Annotated in this window: 15 protein-coding genes; 8 read left to right on the forward strand and 7 right to left on the reverse strand. The window is 69.1% G+C overall.

Annotated elements, in window-relative coordinates; genetic code table 11:
• Window positions 1-2 precede the first annotated feature (2 nt).
• Entirely contained in the window at window positions 3-890 is an 888-nt protein-coding gene (locus AC07PU_RS07775) for a LysR substrate-binding domain-containing protein (protein WP_490876625.1), read from the forward strand.
• Window positions 891-913: 23 nt separating this feature from the next.
• On the opposite strand, the gene AC07PU_RS07780 is transcribed toward AC07PU_RS07775, so the two are convergent.
• A complete protein-coding gene (locus AC07PU_RS07780; protein ID WP_495316578.1) occupies window positions 914-1,501 on the reverse strand; it encodes a DUF3299 domain-containing protein in 588 nt (195 codons plus the stop codon).
• 118 nt (window positions 1,502-1,619) lie between these two features.
• On the opposite strand from AC07PU_RS07780, the gene AC07PU_RS07785 reads away from it, so the two are divergent.
• On the forward strand, window positions 1,620-2,156 hold the full coding sequence (locus AC07PU_RS07785) for a hypothetical protein (protein WP_495316580.1): 537 nt from the start codon (window positions 1,620-1,622) through the stop codon (window positions 2,154-2,156).
• Here AC07PU_RS07785 and arfB read toward each other — a convergent pair.
• The 4 genes from arfB to AC07PU_RS07805 form a co-directional block, all read right to left on the reverse strand.
• The gene (gene arfB, locus AC07PU_RS07790; RefSeq protein WP_495316582.1) at window positions 2,122-2,544 is read right to left on the reverse strand and encodes an alternative ribosome rescue aminoacyl-tRNA hydrolase ArfB; all 423 of its coding nucleotides are present in this window, start codon (window positions 2,542-2,544) and stop codon (window positions 2,122-2,124) included. The genes AC07PU_RS07785 and arfB overlap by 35 nt on opposite strands.
• A 235-nt stretch (window positions 2,545-2,779) precedes the next feature.
• Window positions 2,780-3,964: an acetyl-CoA C-acyltransferase family protein gene (locus tag AC07PU_RS07795; RefSeq protein WP_495316584.1), complete on the reverse strand. Its 1,185-nt coding sequence runs from the start codon at window positions 3,962-3,964 to the stop codon at window positions 2,780-2,782.
• Between the two features lie 49 nt (window positions 3,965-4,013).
• Window positions 4,014-4,805, reverse strand: a complete 792-nt coding sequence (locus AC07PU_RS07800) for an enoyl-CoA hydratase/isomerase family protein (RefSeq protein ID WP_495316586.1) — start codon at window positions 4,803-4,805, stop codon at window positions 4,014-4,016.
• A gap of 27 nt (window positions 4,806-4,832) precedes the next feature.
• On the reverse strand, window positions 4,833-5,543 hold the full coding sequence (locus AC07PU_RS07805; protein WP_495316588.1) for a TetR/AcrR family transcriptional regulator: 711 nt from the start codon (window positions 5,541-5,543) through the stop codon (window positions 4,833-4,835).
• Between the two features lie 209 nt (window positions 5,544-5,752).
• Here AC07PU_RS07805 and AC07PU_RS07810 point away from each other — a divergent pair, with 209 nt between their 5' ends.
• The 6 genes from AC07PU_RS07810 to AC07PU_RS07835 all read left to right on the forward strand — a co-directional run bounded on the left by AC07PU_RS07810 (window position 5,753) and on the right by AC07PU_RS07835 (window position 12,720).
• A complete protein-coding gene (locus AC07PU_RS07810; RefSeq protein WP_395348008.1) occupies window positions 5,753-6,646 on the forward strand; it encodes an ABC transporter ATP-binding protein in 894 nt (297 codons plus the stop codon).
• Window positions 6,646-7,524: a branched-chain amino acid ABC transporter permease gene (locus AC07PU_RS07815; RefSeq protein WP_057595845.1), complete on the forward strand. Its 879-nt coding sequence runs from the start codon at window positions 6,646-6,648 to the stop codon at window positions 7,522-7,524. Before AC07PU_RS07810 ends, AC07PU_RS07815 begins: the two co-directional genes overlap by 1 nt.
• A gap of 310 nt (window positions 7,525-7,834) precedes the next feature.
• Window positions 7,835-8,872 carry a branched-chain amino acid ABC transporter permease gene (locus AC07PU_RS07820; RefSeq protein WP_495316591.1) on the forward strand — a complete coding sequence of 346 codons (1,038 nt, stop codon included), beginning with the start codon at window positions 7,835-7,837 and terminating at the stop codon, window positions 8,870-8,872.
• A gap of 14 nt (window positions 8,873-8,886) precedes the next feature.
• Window positions 8,887-10,077: an ABC transporter substrate-binding protein gene (locus tag AC07PU_RS07825; RefSeq protein WP_422097435.1), complete on the forward strand. Its 1,191-nt coding sequence runs from the start codon at window positions 8,887-8,889 to the stop codon at window positions 10,075-10,077.
• A gap of 13 nt (window positions 10,078-10,090) precedes the next feature.
• Window positions 10,091-10,909: an ABC transporter ATP-binding protein gene (locus AC07PU_RS07830; RefSeq protein WP_495316594.1), complete on the forward strand. Its 819-nt coding sequence runs from the start codon at window positions 10,091-10,093 to the stop codon at window positions 10,907-10,909.
• Entirely contained in the window at window positions 10,906-12,720 is a 1,815-nt protein-coding gene (locus AC07PU_RS07835; RefSeq protein ID WP_495316596.1) for an AMP-dependent synthetase/ligase, read from the forward strand. The genes AC07PU_RS07830 and AC07PU_RS07835 overlap by 4 nt, the downstream gene beginning before the upstream one ends.
• Before the next feature lie 78 nt (window positions 12,721-12,798).
• Here the strand turns inward: AC07PU_RS07835 and AC07PU_RS07840 are convergent, their stop codons facing one another.
• Entirely contained in the window at window positions 12,799-13,128 is a 330-nt protein-coding gene (locus AC07PU_RS07840; RefSeq protein WP_256222512.1) for a hypothetical protein, read from the reverse strand.
• Window positions 13,129-13,137: 9 nt separating this feature from the next.
• Window positions 13,138-15,777, reverse strand: coding sequence for an ATP-dependent chaperone ClpB (gene clpB, locus AC07PU_RS07845; RefSeq protein WP_495316599.1), 2,640 nt, complete (start codon window positions 15,775-15,777; stop codon window positions 13,138-13,140).
• Window positions 15,778-15,789 lie beyond the last annotated feature (12 nt).

Below are 15,789 nucleotides of genomic sequence, written 5' to 3' on the forward strand. Positions count from 1 at the left end.
CCATGAAGACCACGATCGAGGAACTGCTGGCCTTCCGCACCGTGGTCGACACCGGCTCGATCACGGCCGCGGCCGAGCAGCTCTCGCAGACGGTCTCGGGCGTGAGCCGCGCGCTGAGCCGGCTCGAGCAGAAGCTGGCCACCACGCTGCTGCGCCGCACCACCCGGCGGCTCGAGCTGACCGAGGAAGGCGCGGCCTTCCTGCAGCGCACCCGCAGCATCCTCGACGCCATCGACGAGGCCGAGGAGCAGATGGCCTCGCGCCGCGAGCAGCCCGCGGGCCGGCTGCGCGTGAATGCCGCCTCGCCCTACATGCTGCATGCGGTGGTGCCGCTGGTGGCCGAGTTCCGCCGCCGCTATCCGCAGATCGAGCTCGAGCTCGACACCGACGACCTGCCGATCGACCTGCTCGAGCGCCGCACCGACATCGCGATCCGCATCGGCCCGCTGCGCGACTCCACGCTGCATGCGCGGCCGCTGGGCACGCACCGGCTGCGCGTGCTCGCGAGCCCGGCCTACCTCGAGGCCCACGGCCGGCCGCGCAAGGTGGAGGAGCTCGCCACGCACACGCTGCTGGGCTTCACCCAGCCCGAGTCGCTCAACCGCTGGCCGCTGCGCGGCCCGCACGGCGACGAATGGCAGATCGTGCCCAGCCTCGCGGCCTCGAGCGGCGAGACCCTGCGCCAGCTCGCGCTGGCCGGCGTGGGCATGGTGTGCCTGTCGGACTTCATGACCGCGGCCGACCGCGCGAGCGGCGCGCTGGTGCAGGTGCTGGCCAGGGACACGGTCGACGTGCGCCAGCCGGTCAACGCGGTCTACTACCGCAACACGCAGCTGTCGGCGCGCATCACCTCGTTCCTGGATTTCCTGGCCGAGCGGCTCGCGGACTGAGCCGCGCCGCGCGCCTGTTGCGCCTACTGCGCCTTGGCGACGAAGGGCTCGACCGCCGCCGAGCGGATCTCGTAGCCGCTCACGCCCATGTCGGCCGAGGCGTAGCGCGCCGCGCGCAGGGTGCCGCGCACATGCACCGTGTCCATCGCATGCAGGCCCTTCACCGTCTCGTGGGCGATCACGCGCACGATCTGGTTGGCCGGCGGCGGCGGCGTGTGGATGCAGGCGCCGAAGTACGGCACCAGCAGGAACTCGCGGATGCCGTCGGGCGAGGCGTCCAGCGGCACCACGAAGCCGGTCAGGCGGCCGTCGACGCCGTCGAGCGCCACGTTCACCGGCGCGTTGTCCCAGACCGCGCGCATCTCGTCGAGCATCTGGATCGCGCGCGGGTCGTTGTCGCGCAGCGATTCGAGGCTGATGTTGCGGTAGCGCTGGGTCGGGTCCCAGCTCTTGGGGATCAGTTCCTCCCACTTGAGCTCGGGCGCCACGCCGGCCGCCGCGCTGGCCGGGGCCGCGCGCTCGGGTCCGCATCCGGCCAGCAGCCCCGCGGCCAGCGCCAGCGAGAGGGCCGCGACGCGCACGGGAGCGAAACGCTTCGTCAAGAAACTCATCGACAGGATTGTGCAAGCGCCGCGTGACCGCAGGTTTAAGCGGGACTTAACCGGCCCCTCCCCAAAAGCGGCCGAACACGACAGAATCGCGCGCACCACGAAACATGAGGAGCAGCACATGGCGGCAACGGTCTGGCTGGGGTTGACTTCGTTGGGGATCGTCCATACGGCGATCAGCCTGGTAGCGTTGGCGGCGGGGGCACTGGCCCTGGTCCGTTACAAGGAGATCTCCTGGCGCACCGGCCTGGGCCGGCTCTACGTCTGGACCACGGTGCTGACCTGCCTCACGGGCTTCGGCATCTTCCAGCATGGCGGCTTCGGCCGGCCGCACGTGCTGGGCATCGTGACCCTGCTGGCGCTGGCCATTGGCTTCCAGGCCGGGCGCGGCCGGCTCTTCGGGCGCTTCGCGCGCCATGCCGAGCTGGCGGCCTACTCGGCCACCTTCATGTTCCACTGGATTCCGACCTTCACCGAAACGCTGACGCGGCTGCCGCTCGGCGCGCCGCTGCTGGCGAGCCCCGATGCGCCCGAACTCAAGGCGATCACCGGCGTGCTGCTGGTGCTCTATGCGGTGGGCCTGAGCCTGCAGATCCGGCGGCTGCGCGGCGGCACCGCGCCGCTCAGTCCCCCCGGACCGGTCCGCGCAGGCTCTTGACCTGCGAGCGCTGGCTCTTGCCCTCGAGCCGGCGCTGCTTCGAACCGTAGGTAGGCTTGGTGGCGCGCCGCGCGCGCGGCACCGTCGCCACGCTGTCGACCACGGCCTGCAGGCGCGCAATCGCATCGGCGCGGTTCATCTCCTGGCTGCGGTGCTGCTGGGCCTTGAGCACCAGCACGCCCTCCTGCGTGATGCGGCTGTCGCGCAGCGCGAGCAGCCGCTCCTTCAGGTCCTCGGGCAGCGAACTCGCGCGGATGTCGTAGCGCAGGTGGACCGCGCTCGAGACCTTGTTGACGTTCTGCCCGCCCGCGCCCTGGGCACGGATCGCGCTGAAATCGATCTCGGATTCGTCGACGAGGATGGGGAGATGGCGCTGCACGGGCTGCATTGTGCGCGGTGCGGCGAGGCGGGAAGCTGGGGGGAGCGTGGGGAGAGCGGTCTGGAAGGAGGCATGTCGCGTCGGGCAGACCACCCCGCCCGACGCGCTGCACACACCCGGAGTCCTCTCCTCGATCACTCGCTCCTCCTCTCCGGGCAGGCAGAAGATTAGCGGGGGTATGGCTTCGGGCCATCCTCCTTGTGGAGGATGCCGCCACACACCGCGTTCCGTTCCTCGCGCCGGATCAGACGCGCTCGAACACCGCGGCGATGCCCTGGCCGCCGCCGATGCACATCGTGACCAGCGCATAGCGGCCCTGCACGCGGTGCAGCTCGGCGATCGCTTTCACCGCGATGATCGCGCCCGTGGCGCCCACCGGGTGGCCCAGCGAGATGCCCGAACCGTTGGGATTGACCTTGGCCGGGTCGAAGCCCAGCTCCTGGATCACCGCGCAGGCCTGGGCCGCGAAGGCCTCGTTCGACTCGATCACGTCGAAGTCGCCGACCTTGAGGCCGGTGCGCTCGAGCACCTTGCGCGTGGCCGGCACCGGGCCGATGCCCATGTAGGCCGGCTCCACGCCCGCGTGCGCATAGCCCACGAGGCGCGCCAGCGGCTTCAGGCCCTCGGCCTTCGCGCGCGCGCCCTCGGCCAGCACCAGCGCGGCGGCGCCGTCGTTGATGCCCGAGGCATTGCCGGCGGTCACGAGGCCATCCTTCCTGAAGGCCGGCTTCATCTTGGCGAGCGTCTCCAGCGTGGTGTCGGCGCGCACGTGCTCGTCGGTGTCGAACAGCACCACGCCCTTGCGCGTCTTGACCTCGACCGCAACGATCTGCTCCTTGAAGCGTCCCGCGGCGATGGCGGCCGCGGCACGCTGCTGGCTGGCCACGGCCAGCGCGTCCTGCTGCTCGCGCGTGATGCCGTAGCGCGCCGCCACGTTCTCGGCCGTGATGCCCATGTGGATCTTCTCCCACGGGTCATGGAGGATGCCGAGCATGTAGTCGAGCAGCTGCACGTCGCCCATGCGCGCGCCGTAGCGCGCGGCGGTGTCGAAGTACGGGCCGCGGCTCATCGATTCGGAGCCGCCGCCGATCGCGATGTCGCAGTCGCCCAGCGCGATCGCCTGCGCCGCCGAGACGATGGCCTGCAGGCCCGAGCCGCAGAGGCGGTTGACGTTGAAGGCCGGCGTCTCGATCGGGCAGCCGGCATCGATGGCGGCGACGCGGCTGAGGTAGGCGTCCTTGGTGTCGGTGGGGATCACGTTGCCCATCACCACGTGGCCGATGGCCGCGGGCGCGACACCGCTGCGCTCGATCGCGGCCTTGACCGCGGTGGTCGCCAGCTGGGTGTTGGGCACGTCCTTCAGCGAACCGCCGAAGGTGCCGATGGCCGTGCGGGCGCTGCCGACGACGAAGATCTCGCGTGAGGTCATGAACTGCTCCTGGATGAAATGAACGAAAAGGGAAAAGAGGAAAAGGGGATCAGCGGCCTTCGAAGCGTGCCGGCTTCTTCGCGAAGAAGGCGTCGACGCCGCTGCGGAAATCCTGGCTCGCTGCGCAGACCTGGAAGGCAGCCGACTCGGCGGCGAGCTGCGCCGGCAGCTCGCGCTCGAAGCTGCCGCGCATCAGCCGCCGCAACTGGCCCAGCGCCACGGTCGGCCCGTTGGCCAGGCGCTGCGCCAGCGCCATCGCCTCGCCGGCCAGCGCATCGGCCGGCAGCACGCGGTTGATGAGGCCGATGCGCTCGGCCTCGGCCGCTTCGAGCATGTCGCCGAGCATCGCGATCTCGAGCGCGCGCCGCAGACCGACCCAGCGCGGCAGCGCCCACGAGGCGCCGACGTCGCAGCTCGCGCCGATGTTGACGTAGGCCAGGTTGAAGCGCGTGCCCTCGGCCGCGAGCACGAAGTCGGCCTGCAGCATCAGGCTCAGGCCCGCGCCGGCCGCCACGCCGTGCACCTGCGCGACCACCGGCGCGTCGATGGTGGCGAGCACTTCCAGCGCCTCGTGCAGCGGACCGATCAGCGCGGCCGCGCCGCCCTGCGGATCGGCGCTCAGCAGCGCGAGGTCGCCGCCGGCCATGAAGCCCTTGCCGGCGCCGCTCAGCAGCACCGCGCGCACCGAGCGATCAGCCGCGATGGCGCGCACCGCCGCGAGGAAGGCCTGCGCCATTGGCACGTCGATGGCATTGAGCGCCGCGGGGCGGTTGAAGCGCAGCGTGGCGACCGCGCCTTCGCGGCCGATCTCGAGCGGGGTGTCGGGGGTGGTGGTGGTCATCGTTGTCTGCTCCATGGCATGGGAAGTTCAGGCGGCGGTCGCGCGCGGCTTGCGGCGCACAGGTGCCGCGGGCACCTGCCGCAGCACGCCGTTGAGCAACAGCGCGATCGCCTGGTCGGCGATCTGCTCGGGCGTGAGGTCGCCGTCGCGCCGGTACCAGCGGCCGATCCAGCTCAGCGCACCGGCCAGCATGAAGGCGGCCATCTTCGGGTCGCAGGGCGCGATCGAGCCCTCGGCGATGCCCTCGTCGATCAGCCGGCGAAACTCGTGGTCGATGCCGGCCTTGAGGCGGCGCAGCTCCTTCTTGAGCGGCTCGGGCAGCGGGTCCTCGCCGATGCGGATCACGCACTTGCCGAACTCCTCGCAGACGATGGCCGAGTAGCTGCGCATGCAGGCCATGAGCTGGTCGAGCGCGCGGCCGCCGTTGCGACGCACCTCGTCGATGCCCTCCTGCATCATGCCCAGCGCGGCGCGCACGCACTCGAGCAGGATGTCGTCCTTGCTCTTCACGTAGTAGTAGAGCGTGGGCTTGGTCACGTGCAGCCGCTCGGCGATGTCGTCGAGCGAGGTGGCATGGAAGCCGCGCTCGTTGAACAGCTGCGCCGCCGTCTGCAGCACGGCCTGGCGCTTGAGTTCGCGCTGCATCGCGCGCTGTGCCGAGGGCACCCAGGGCGATTCGTCCGTGGCCTCGGTGGAAGAGGCCTTGGCGGCGGAGGCACGGCGCTTGGTGAGGGTCATGGGGCGATCCGGGTTTGCGCGCAGGGGTAAGTCCTGATGCCGCGGCGAAGTCGCGTCTGGAAGATCGCGGACGTTACCGAGGAGTAGAAATTCTACGGGCAAGTAGCCCGCGATGCGGATGCCGGAGGAACCCTGAGGCGGCGGCGCATCGCTCACCTGCTCTTTCTCTTCTCGTTCAGAAGCCCGGACACAGGACACGACTCGACGCCATGCACGCCGACACCGAGCGCCCGCGCGCCACCTCGCCCGCCGACGGAAGCGCCGCCGCGCCCGTGCTGCGCGTGGAGGCGCTCACCTTGGCCTTCGGCGGGGTGAAGGCGCTCAGCGGCGTGGGCTTCGACGTGCAGCCCGGCTCGATCACCGCGGTGATCGGTCCCAACGGCGCGGGCAAGACCTCGCTGTTCAACACGGTCTCGGGCTTCTACCGGCCGACCGCCGGCCGCGTGGTCTTCGAGGGCGCGGACATCACGCGGCTGCCGGCGCCCAGGCGCGCCGCGCTCGGGCTGGCGCGCAGCTTCCAGAACATCGCGCTGTTCCGCGGCATGACGGTGCTCGACAACATCAAGCTCGGCCGCCACGTGCACCTGAAGGCCAACGTGTTCGACGCGCTGTTCTACCTGGGCCGCGCGCGCCGCGAGGAGGCCGAGCTGCGCCGCGACATCGAGGAGCGGATCATCGACTTCCTCGAGATCGACCACATCCGCCATGCCAGCGTGGCCGCCCTGCCCTACGGCCTGCAGAAGCGCGTGGAGATGGCGCGCGCGCTCGCGATGCGCCCCAAGGTGCTGATGCTCGACGAGCCGGTGGCCGGCATGAACCGCGAGGAGACCGAGGACATGGCGCGCTTCATCCTCGACGTGCGGCGCGAATGGGGCATCACGGTGCTGATGGTGGAGCACGACATGGGGATGGTGATGGACCTGTCGGACCACGTGGTGGTGCTCAACTTCGGCCAGGTGATCGCGCAGGGCACGCCGGCGCAGGTGCAGGCCGATCCCGAGGTGGTGCGCGCCTACCTGGGCGCGGGCGACGTGGGCGAGCTGCGGCGCAGGCTGCGCGGCCAGGCGGCGGCCACCGCGGCAACGGCAACGGCGGTGGCGTGATGGATTGGGCCTACCTGTTCGAGATCGCGCTGACCGGCCTGGCCGGCGGCGGGCTCTATGCGCTCGCGGCGCTGGCCTTCGTGCTGGTCTACAAGGCCACGCGGGTGGTCAACATCGCGATCGGCGAGATGCTGATGATCGGCGCCTACCTGTTCTTCGCCTTCGCCGCGACCTTCTCGCTGCCGATCTGGCTCGCGGTGCTGGGCTCGGTGCTGGGCACGGGGCTGCTGGGCGCGGTGATCGAGCGCACGATGATCCGCCCGCTGCTGGGCGAGCCGCCGATCTCGGCCTTCATGGTGACGGTGGGCCTGGCCTCGGTGCTGGTGGGCCTGGTCGAGATCGTCTGGACCGCCGACCAGCGCCGGCTGCCCGAGTTCATGCCGAGCGCGCCGGTGATGGTGGGCGAAGCCTTCCTCGCGCCCAAGGTGGCCTACGGCGCGCTCGCGGCGCTGGTGCTGATCGTGCTGGTGCTGCTGCTGTTCCGCTTCTGGCGCGGCGGCGTGGCCTTGCGTGCCACGGCGTCGGACCAGGGCGCGGCCTACATGATGGGCATCAACGTGCCGCGCGTGTTCTCACTGGCCTGGGTGGCCTCGGCCATGATCGCGGCGGTCGCCGGCATCGTGGTCGGCGCGATCGGCGGCATCTCCTCGTCGATGGGGATCTTCGGTCTCTCGGTGCTGGTGGTGGTGATCGTGGGCGGTCTGGACAGCGTGCTCGGCGCGCTGGTGGGCGGTCTCTTCATCGGCCTGGTCGAGGCGCTGGCCGGGTCCTACCTCGGCGGCGAATACAAGCTGCTCGCGACCTTCGTGGTGCTGGTGATCGTGCTGATGATCCGGCCTTACGGGTTGTTCGGTACGCATGAGATCGAGAGGCTCTGATGATGGTCTTCCCTTTCTCGATACGTACGGGGCGGGCTCACGCCGGCGGGGTACTCCCCTCCGCGAATGTCCCCCGGCCTTCGGCCTCCTCCTTGATTTCGCTGCGGGGAGTACCCCACCGGCGCGCGCCTGGACACGACCGTGGATCCGGCCGCACAACGACTGCGCTCCTCGTGCACAGGGCAGTGGGTGCTTCCCGCAGCGAAATAAAGGAGGAGCCGAAGGCGGGGGACATTCGCGGAGGGAAGTACCCGCTGTCCTGTGCACGCGCCCCGGCCCATCCTCGCATCTCTTCAAAGCAGGCACGCAGATGCGCATAGGCACCCTCAAGCAAAGCTACATCGCCGACGCCGCGCTGTTCGACTCCCGCACCCAGAAGACCTGGCTGTGGGTCGGCGCGGCCCTGCTCGTGCTGTTCCCCTTCATGGCCAGCGACTACTGGCTCTACCTCGCCTGCCTCGTCGCCATCAACGTCGCGAGCGCCACCGGCCTCAACATCCTCACCGGCTACACCGGCCTCGTGAGCATGGGCCAGGCCGCGTTCATGGGCCTCGGTGCCTACACCGTCGCCATCCTGCAGATTCGATACGGCACGCCCTTCCTGTTCAACCTCTTCGCGGGCGGCGTCGTGGCCATGGTGGGTGGTCTCGTCGTCGGCATTCCCTCGCTGCGGGTCAAGGGCTTGTACCTCGCCATCGCCACCATCGCGGCCTCGTTCATCACCCACTTCCTGTTCGCCAACCTCAAGCTCACCGGGGGTACCACCGGCCTGTCGCTGCCGCCCGCGCAACTCTTCGGCATCGCACTCGACACCTCGTTCCGTTTGTACTGGCTGATCCTGCCGATCACCGTGCTGATGCTGCTGGGCGCCGCCAACCTGTTTCGCACCCGCGTGGGCCGCGCCTTCATCGCCATCCGCGATCGCGACATCTCGGCCGAAGTCTTGGGCATTCCGCTGCTGCGCTACAAGCTGCTCTCGTTCGGCCTCTCGGCGTTCTATGCCGGCGTGGCCGGCGGCCTCTGGGCCTACTTCTTCCGCGTCGTCACGCCCGAGAGCTTTCCGCTGCTGATGTCGATCTTCTTCCTCGCCGCCATCATCGTCGGCGGCATGGGCTCGATCCTCGGCGGCATCCTCGGCGCGGTGTTCATGACCATGGTGCCCGAGCTGCTCAAGCTGGTGTTCGACCTGCTGCCGGGCGGCCACGAGATGACCGTCTTCCTGTCGCCGGTGCGCACGGTCGTCTTCGGCCTGCTGATCGTCGGCTTCCTGGTGTTCGAGCCGCACGGGCTCGCCGAAGTGTGGCGGCGCATCCGCCGTTTCTTTCATCTGTGGCCTTTCAAGAACTGACAAGGAGACGAAGCATGGCATCCGACAAGAAGACCCCCGTCCTGCGCCGCCGCGAACTCATCGTGGCCGCCGGCGCCGCGCTCGCAGCGCCGCTCAGCGTGCATGCCCAGTCGGGCGAGGACATCGTCATCGGCGGCTCGATCCCAATGACCGGCGTGTTCGCCTTCGCCGGCATCGGCATCAACGCCGGCATCGCCGACTACGTGAAGATCGTCAACGACGGCGGCGGCATCAAGGGCCGCAAGCTGCGCTACGTGCCCGAGGACACCGGCTACAAGGTCGACGTCTCGGTCGCCACCTACAAGAAGATCACCAGCCAGAACAAGGTCAATCTCTACTACGGCGATTCGACCGGCTTCTCGAAGACCATCAATCCCGAGCTCGACCGCAGCGGCCAGATCCTCATGGCCGGCGCCTCGTTCGCGACCGAGCTCAACGACCCGGCCAAGTACCCGAACCAGTTCCTGGTCGGCCCCGACTACACCGAGATGATCGGCATCCTGCTGCGCCACATCGCCAAGGAGAAGCCCGGCGCGAAGGTGGCCTTCGTCTATTCCGACTCCGAGTTCGGCCGCGATCCCATCGAGTCGAGCGAGGCCGCCGCCAAGAAGCTGGGCCTCACGGTGCCCGTCAAGATCATGACGCCCGCCGGCAGTGTCGACGTCTCGACCGAGGTCATCAAGCTGCGCCGCGCCGCGCCCGACTACACCATCTTCCACGGCTACGTGCTCGCGCCCATTCCCGAGTTCGTGCAGCAGGGCAAGCAGATGGGCATGACCACCAAGTGGATGGGCACCTTCTGGACCATGGACAGCTCCACCGTCATGAAGATGGGCGAGGCCGGCGATGGTTTCATGGGCGTCATGCCCTACCGCTACTACTACGACACCTCGGCCAAGGCGCCGATGCTCGAGAAGATCCGCGCGCTGCGCCCCGAATACCAGAGCACCGCCTACACCCAGGGCTTCCTCACCGCCATGCTGTTCACCGAGGCCGCCAAGCGCACCCTCGACGCCGGCAAGCCGCTGGACGGCAAGAACCTCAAGGCCGCGCTCAACAGCATCAAGGACTTCGACACTGGCGGCCTGATCGGCGTGCCGATCACCATCAAGGGCAACTCCATTCCGGTGGGCCGCGTCTACCGCGCCGACATGAAGGCGCAGAAGATGGTGGCGGCATCCGACTGGATCTCGCTCGACAAGTGAGCGGACGGCGGCGATGAACAACGGCGGCGGCAGCCTCATCCTCGAGGTCAACAACATCGAGGTGGTCTACAACAAGGTCGTGCAGGTGCTGCGCGGCCTGTCGCTGGCCGTGCCGCGCGGACAGATCGTGGCGCTGCTGGGCAGCAACGGCGCCGGCAAGTCGACCACGCTCAAGGCCATCTCGGGCCTGCTGCCGCTCGAGGACGGCGAGCTCGAGGCCGGACGCATCGCCTTCGACGGCCAGCCCACCGAGCGGCTCGCGCCGCAGCAGCTGGTGCGGCGCGGCCTCGCGCACGTGATGGAGGGACGGCGCGTGTTCGAGGACCTGACGGTCGAGGAGAACCTCGTGGCCGCCACCTACGCGCGCGCCGGCCGCGGCGCGCAAGCGCGCGACTTCGACGCCGTCTATGCCTACTTCCCGCGGCTGCACGAGCGGCGCCGCGGCCTCGCGGGCTACCTCTCGGGCGGCGAGCAGCAGATGCTCGCGATCGGCCGCGCGCTGGTGGCCGAGCCCCAGCTGATCCTGCTCGACGAGCCCTCGCTCGGCCTCTCGCCCAAGCTGGTGGAGGAGATCTTCGGGATCATCGCGCGCATCAACGCCGAGCGCGGCGTGTCGATGCTGCTGGTGGAGCAGAACGCCAGCCTCGCGCTGGCCGTGGCCGACAGCGGCTACATCATGGAGAACGGAAAGATCGTGATCGACGGCAGCGCCGAGCGGCTCGCGGCCGACCCCGACGTGCGCGAGTTCTACCTGGGCGTCGGCGGTGCCGGCGAATCGAGGAGTTTTCGCGAGTTGAAGCACTACAAGCGGCGCAAGCGCTGGTTGTCATGACGCATCCCCTCCCCGAACGAAGCCTGCCGCAGATGCTGCGCGAGCAGGCGCGCGCGCAGGGTGCGCGCATCGCGATCCGGCAGAAGGACTTCGGCATCTGGCATCCGCTGAGCTGGGCCGACTACCACCGGCGCGCGGTCCACGTCGGCCTGGGTTTCGCGGCGCTGGGCCTGGCGCGCGGCGGCCATGTGGGCGTGATCTCGGAGAACCGCGTCGAATGGGTGCTGGCGCAGATGGGCGCGGGCCTGATCGGCGCCGTGACCGTGGGCGTCTATCCCACCAGCCCGACCAACGAGGTGGCCTACGTGGTCGGCCATGCCGACATCGAGATCGTGGTCTGCGAGGACCAGGAACAGGCCGACAAGGTGCTCGAGGCCATCGACACGCTGCCGCGGCTGCGCCGCATCGTCGTGATCGAGACCAAGGGCCTCGCGAGCTACGGTGCCGAGGCGCGCGAACGCCTCCTGAGCTTCGCCGAGCTCGAGGCCGCCGGTGCCGCGCTGCAGACGCGCGAGGGCGATGCGCGCGTGGACGCCGCGCTGGCCGCGCAGTCGCTCGACGACATCGGTCTCATGATCTACACCTCGGGCTCCACCGGCGCGCCCAAGGGCGCGATGATCTCGTGGCGCAACATCCGCGGCGTGGTGCCGGGCATCGTCGAGCGGCTGCGGCTCGACGCGCGCACCACCCACCTGTCGTACCTGCCGCTGTGCCACGTGGCCGAGCAGATGCTGACCAGCTTCGTGCCGCTGTACCTGGGCTCGCAGGTCAACTTCGGCGAATCGATACGCACCGTGCAGGAGGACCTGCGCGAGGTCGCGCCCACCATGTTCCTCGGCGTGCCGCGCATCTGGGAGAAGCTGCACGCCTCCATCAGCATCAAGATGCAGGACACCGGCCGGCTGCGCCAGGCGCTCTACCGCCGCGCGCTGGCCACCTGCGCGCCGCTGGCAGAGAAGCCGCGCGCGCAGTGGACCCCGGGCGAGCGGCTGCGCTTCGGCCTGGCCTACTGGAGCGTGCTGCGCGCGCTGCAGAACTTCATCGGCCTGCGCAACGCGCGCGTGGCGCTGACCGGCGCCGCACCGATCCCGCCCGACGTGGTGCGCTTCTTCCGCACGCTGGGCGTGCCGCTGGTCGAGGTCTACGGCCTCACCGAATCGACCGGCATGGTCAGCGGCCACCGGCTCGACCAGGTGAAGGTGGGCACCGTGGGGCCGGCCACCGAGGGCGTGGAGCACCGCGTGGGCGACCAGGGCGAGCTGCAGATCCGCGGCGAGATGGTGTTCCGTGGCTACTACAAGAACCCCGAGGCCACGGCCGCCTCGATCCGCGACGGCTGGCTGCACACCGGGGACGTGGTGGCCGAGGAAGGCGGCCAGCTGCGCATCGTCGACCGGCTCAAGGACATCATGATCACCGCGGGTGGCAAGAACCTCACGCCCTCGGAGATCGAGAACACGATGAAGGCCAGCCCCTACGTCAAGGAATGCATCGTGATCGCCGAGGGGCGCAAGTTCGTCTCGGCGCTGGTGCAGATCGACTACGAGACCGTGAGCAAATGGGCCGAGGCGCAGCGCCTGGCCTTCACCCACTTCCGTTCGCTGGTCGAGTTGCCGCGCGTGCGCGAGCTGATCGATGCCGAGCTGCAGCGCGGCAATGCGCGCCTCGCGCAGGTGGCGCAGGTGCGGCGCTTCCACCTGCTGACCAAGGAACTCGACCACGACGATGGCGAGGTCACCGCGACCATGAAGGTGCGGCGCTCGAGCATCTACAAGACCTATGCGGGGGAGATCGAGGCGCTGTACGCCTGAGGGTCGTCAGAAAAGAAAAGGCCGGCGCGAAGCCGGCCTTTCGTGATCTGAAAAAAACTGCAGCCGTGTTGCAGCTGCTTACTCGCCGCGCGTCGCGGGCCGGGCCTGCACGTCCGTCACGTTGCCGCCGCGCTCGCGCAGCAGCGGGCTGCGCACCGACTCGCCACGCGCACGCGCGTTGGCCACGTCGGCGGCAGAGGGCTCGGCCGGCTGGGCGGCGCTGCGGAAGCGTTCGAAGCCCGAACGCGGGTTGAAGCGCATCACCCATGGCGTCACGGGCTTGCCCGTGAGACGGCCCCAGGCGTAGCGCACGCCCCACACCGCGGCCAGCAGCACCACGGCAACCGCCAGGCTGGCCGCGAAGACCAGGCCCAGCATCACGAGGATCACGCGAAGAATGAAGTTCATCATTCCATCTTAGGCCGAGGCTTCGGCCGCAGGTTCCCCGGTTTTTCCGGGATTTCCTGCTTTTGCGAAGCCGAACTGGCCTGGCGAGCGGATCGGGTCGGTCGTGACCTCGATCGTGTCCTTCGGCCCGAAGCTGCCGTCGAGCAGCAGCCGCGAGAGCGGGTTCTCGATGCGCTGCTGGATCGCGCGCTTCAGCGGACGGGCACCGAACACCGGGTCGAAGCCGACCTTGGCGATCTCGGCCAGCGCCGCCGGCGACACCTCCAGGCCCAGGTCCATCTTCGCGAGCCGTGCCTGCAGCACCTTGAGCTGGATCGCGGCGATCGATTCGATGTTCTTTGCGTCGAGCGCATGGAACACGACCGTCTCGTCGATGCGGTTGAGGAACTCGGGGCGGAAGTAGTTCTTCAGCTCGTCCCACACCGCTTCCTTGATCTCCTCGCCCGGCTTGCCCACCATGGCCTGGATGATCGGCGAGCCGATGTTGCTGGTCATCACGATCACCGTGTTCTTGAAGTCCACGGTGCGGCCCTGGCCATCGGTCAGGCGGCCATCGTCGAGCACCTGCAGCAGCACGTTGAACACGTCCGGGTGCGCCTTCTCGACCTCGTCGAGCAGCACCACGCTGTAGGGCTTGCGGCGCACGGCTTCCGTCAGGTAGCCGCCCTCCTCGTAGCCCACGTAGCCGGGCGGCGCGCCGATCAGGCGGGCCACCGAGTGCTTCTCCATGAACTCGCTCATGTCGATGCGGATCAGGTGATCCTCGCTGTCGAACAGGAAGCCCGCGAGCGCCTTGCAGAGTTCGGTCTTGCCCACGCCCGTGGGGCCGAGGAACAGGAACGAACCCGTGGGGCGGTTCGGATCGGACAGACCCGAGCGCGAGCGGCGGATCGCATTGGCGACCGCGCCGATGGCCTCGTCCTGGCCCACCACGCGCTCGTGCAGCTTGTCTTCCATCACGAGCAGCTTGTCACGCTCACCCTGCATCAGCTTGGCGACCGGGATGCCGGTGGCGCGCGCCACGACCTCGGCGATCTCTTCCGCGCCGACCTGGGTGCGCAGCAGCGTGTGCGCGCTCGACTTGCCCTTGTTGGCTTCGCTGGCCTCGGCTTCCTTCAGGCGCTTCTCGAGCGCCGGCAACTGGCCGTACTGCAGCTCGGCGACCTTGTTGAAGTCGCCCTTGCGCTTCCATTCCTCGATCTGGAACTTGATCTTGTCGATGTCCTCGCGCACGTGCGCGCTGCCCTGGGCCTGGGCCTTCTCGGCCTGCCAGATCTCGTCGTAGTCGGCGATCTCCTTCTGCAGCTTGGTGATCTCGTCCTCGATCAGGCCGAAGCGCTTCTGCGAGGCCTCGTCCTTCTCGCGACGCACGGCCTCGCGTTCGATCTGCAGCTGGATCAGGCGGCGGTCGAGGCGGTCCATCACCTCGGGCTTGGAGTCCATCTCGATCTTGATCTTGGCCGCGGCCTCGTCGATCAGGTCGATGGCCTTGTCGGGCAGGAAGCGGTCGGTGACGTAGCGGTCGGAGAGTTCGGCCGCGGCCACGATGGCCGGGTCGGTGATCTGCACGCCATGGTGCACTTCGTACTTCTCCTGCAGGCCGCGCAGGATCGCGATGGTGGCCTCGACGCTGGGCTCGCCCACGATGATCTTCTGGAAGCGGCGCTCGAGCGCGGCGTCCTTCTCGATGTACTTGCGGTATTCGTCGAGCGTGGTGGCGCCCACGCAGTGCAGCTCGCCGCGCGCGAGCGCGGGCTTGAGCATGTTGCCCGCGTCCATCGCGCCCTCGGCCTTGCCGGCGCCGACCATGGTGTGGAGCTCGTCGATGAAGACGATGGTCTGGCCCTCGTCCTTCGCGAGTTCGTTGAGCACGGTCTTCAGCCGTTCCTCGAACTCGCCGCGGAACTTGGCGCCCGCGAGCAGCGAGGCCATGTCGAGCGACAGCACGCGCTTGCCCTTGAGCGAATCGGGCACCTCGCCCGCGACGATGCGCTGCGCGAGGCCTTCGACGATGGCGGTCTTGCCCACGCCGGGTTCGCCGATCAGCACGGGGTTGTTCTTGGTGCGGCGTTGCAGCACCTGGATCGCGCGGCGGATCTCCTCGTCGCGGCCGATCACCGGGTCGAGCTTGCCCAGGCGCGCGCGCTCGGTGAGGTCGAGCGTGTATTTCTTCAGTGCTTCGCGCTGGCCTTCGGCATCGGCGCTGTTCACGCCCTGGCCGCCGCGCACCGCGTCGATCGCGGACTCGAGCGACTTGCGCGAGAGGCCGTTCTCCTTGGCGATCCGGCCGACGTCGCTCTTGCTGTCGGCCACGGCCAGCAGGAAGAGTTCGCCCGCGATGAACTGGTCGTTGCGCTTGAGGGCTTCCTTCTCGGTCGCCTGCAGCAGCTTGCCGAGCTCGGGACCGACCTGCACGATGTCGTGGCCCTGCACCTGGGGCAGCTTCTTGATGGCCGCCTCGGCGGCCTGGGCGAGGCCGGGCACGTTGACCCCGGCGCGCTCGAGCAGCGCGCGCGGGCCGTCGTCCTGGCGCAGCATCGCGGCCAGCAGGTGGGCCGGCTCGATGTAGGCGTTGTCGTTGCCGAGCGCGAGCGACTGCGCGTCGCCCAGCGCTTCCTGGAACTTGGTGGTGAGTTTGTCTTGTCGCATGGTGGTATTCCT

The organism is Variovorax sp. GW821-FHT10D07 (assembly GCF_059415325.1).

Excerpts from the sequence above, each read along its gene's own strand:
- AC07PU_RS07775 (WP_490876625.1), top strand. The coding sequence starts at position 3 with ATGAAGACCACGATCGAGGAACTGCTGGCCTTCCGCACCGTGGTCGAC.
- AC07PU_RS07780 (WP_495316578.1), bottom strand. The coding sequence starts at position 1,501 with ATGAGTTTCTTGACGAAGCGTTTCGCTCCCGTGCGCGTCGCGGCCCTC.
- AC07PU_RS07785 (WP_495316580.1), top strand. The coding sequence starts at position 1,620 with ATGGCGGCAACGGTCTGGCTGGGGTTGACTTCGTTGGGGATCGTCCAT.
- arfB (WP_495316582.1), bottom strand. The coding sequence starts at position 2,544 with ATGCAGCCCGTGCAGCGCCATCTCCCCATCCTCGTCGACGAATCCGAG.
- AC07PU_RS07795 (WP_495316584.1), bottom strand. The coding sequence starts at position 3,964 with ATGACCTCACGCGAGATCTTCGTCGTCGGCAGCGCCCGCACGGCCATC.
- AC07PU_RS07800 (WP_495316586.1), bottom strand. The coding sequence starts at position 4,805 with ATGACCACCACCACCCCCGACACCCCGCTCGAGATCGGCCGCGAAGGC.
- AC07PU_RS07805 (WP_495316588.1), bottom strand. The coding sequence starts at position 5,543 with ATGACCCTCACCAAGCGCCGTGCCTCCGCCGCCAAGGCCTCTTCCACC.
- AC07PU_RS07810 (WP_395348008.1), top strand. The coding sequence starts at position 5,753 with ATGCACGCCGACACCGAGCGCCCGCGCGCCACCTCGCCCGCCGACGGA.
- AC07PU_RS07815 (WP_057595845.1), top strand. The coding sequence starts at position 6,646 with ATGGATTGGGCCTACCTGTTCGAGATCGCGCTGACCGGCCTGGCCGGC.
- AC07PU_RS07820 (WP_495316591.1), top strand. The coding sequence starts at position 7,835 with ATGCGCATAGGCACCCTCAAGCAAAGCTACATCGCCGACGCCGCGCTG.
- AC07PU_RS07825 (WP_422097435.1), top strand. The coding sequence starts at position 8,887 with ATGGCATCCGACAAGAAGACCCCCGTCCTGCGCCGCCGCGAACTCATC.
- AC07PU_RS07830 (WP_495316594.1), top strand. The coding sequence starts at position 10,091 with ATGAACAACGGCGGCGGCAGCCTCATCCTCGAGGTCAACAACATCGAG.
- AC07PU_RS07835 (WP_495316596.1), top strand. The coding sequence starts at position 10,906 with ATGACGCATCCCCTCCCCGAACGAAGCCTGCCGCAGATGCTGCGCGAG.
- AC07PU_RS07840 (WP_256222512.1), bottom strand. The coding sequence starts at position 13,128 with ATGAACTTCATTCTTCGCGTGATCCTCGTGATGCTGGGCCTGGTCTTC.
- clpB (WP_495316599.1), bottom strand. The coding sequence starts at position 15,777 with ATGCGACAAGACAAACTCACCACCAAGTTCCAGGAAGCGCTGGGCGAC.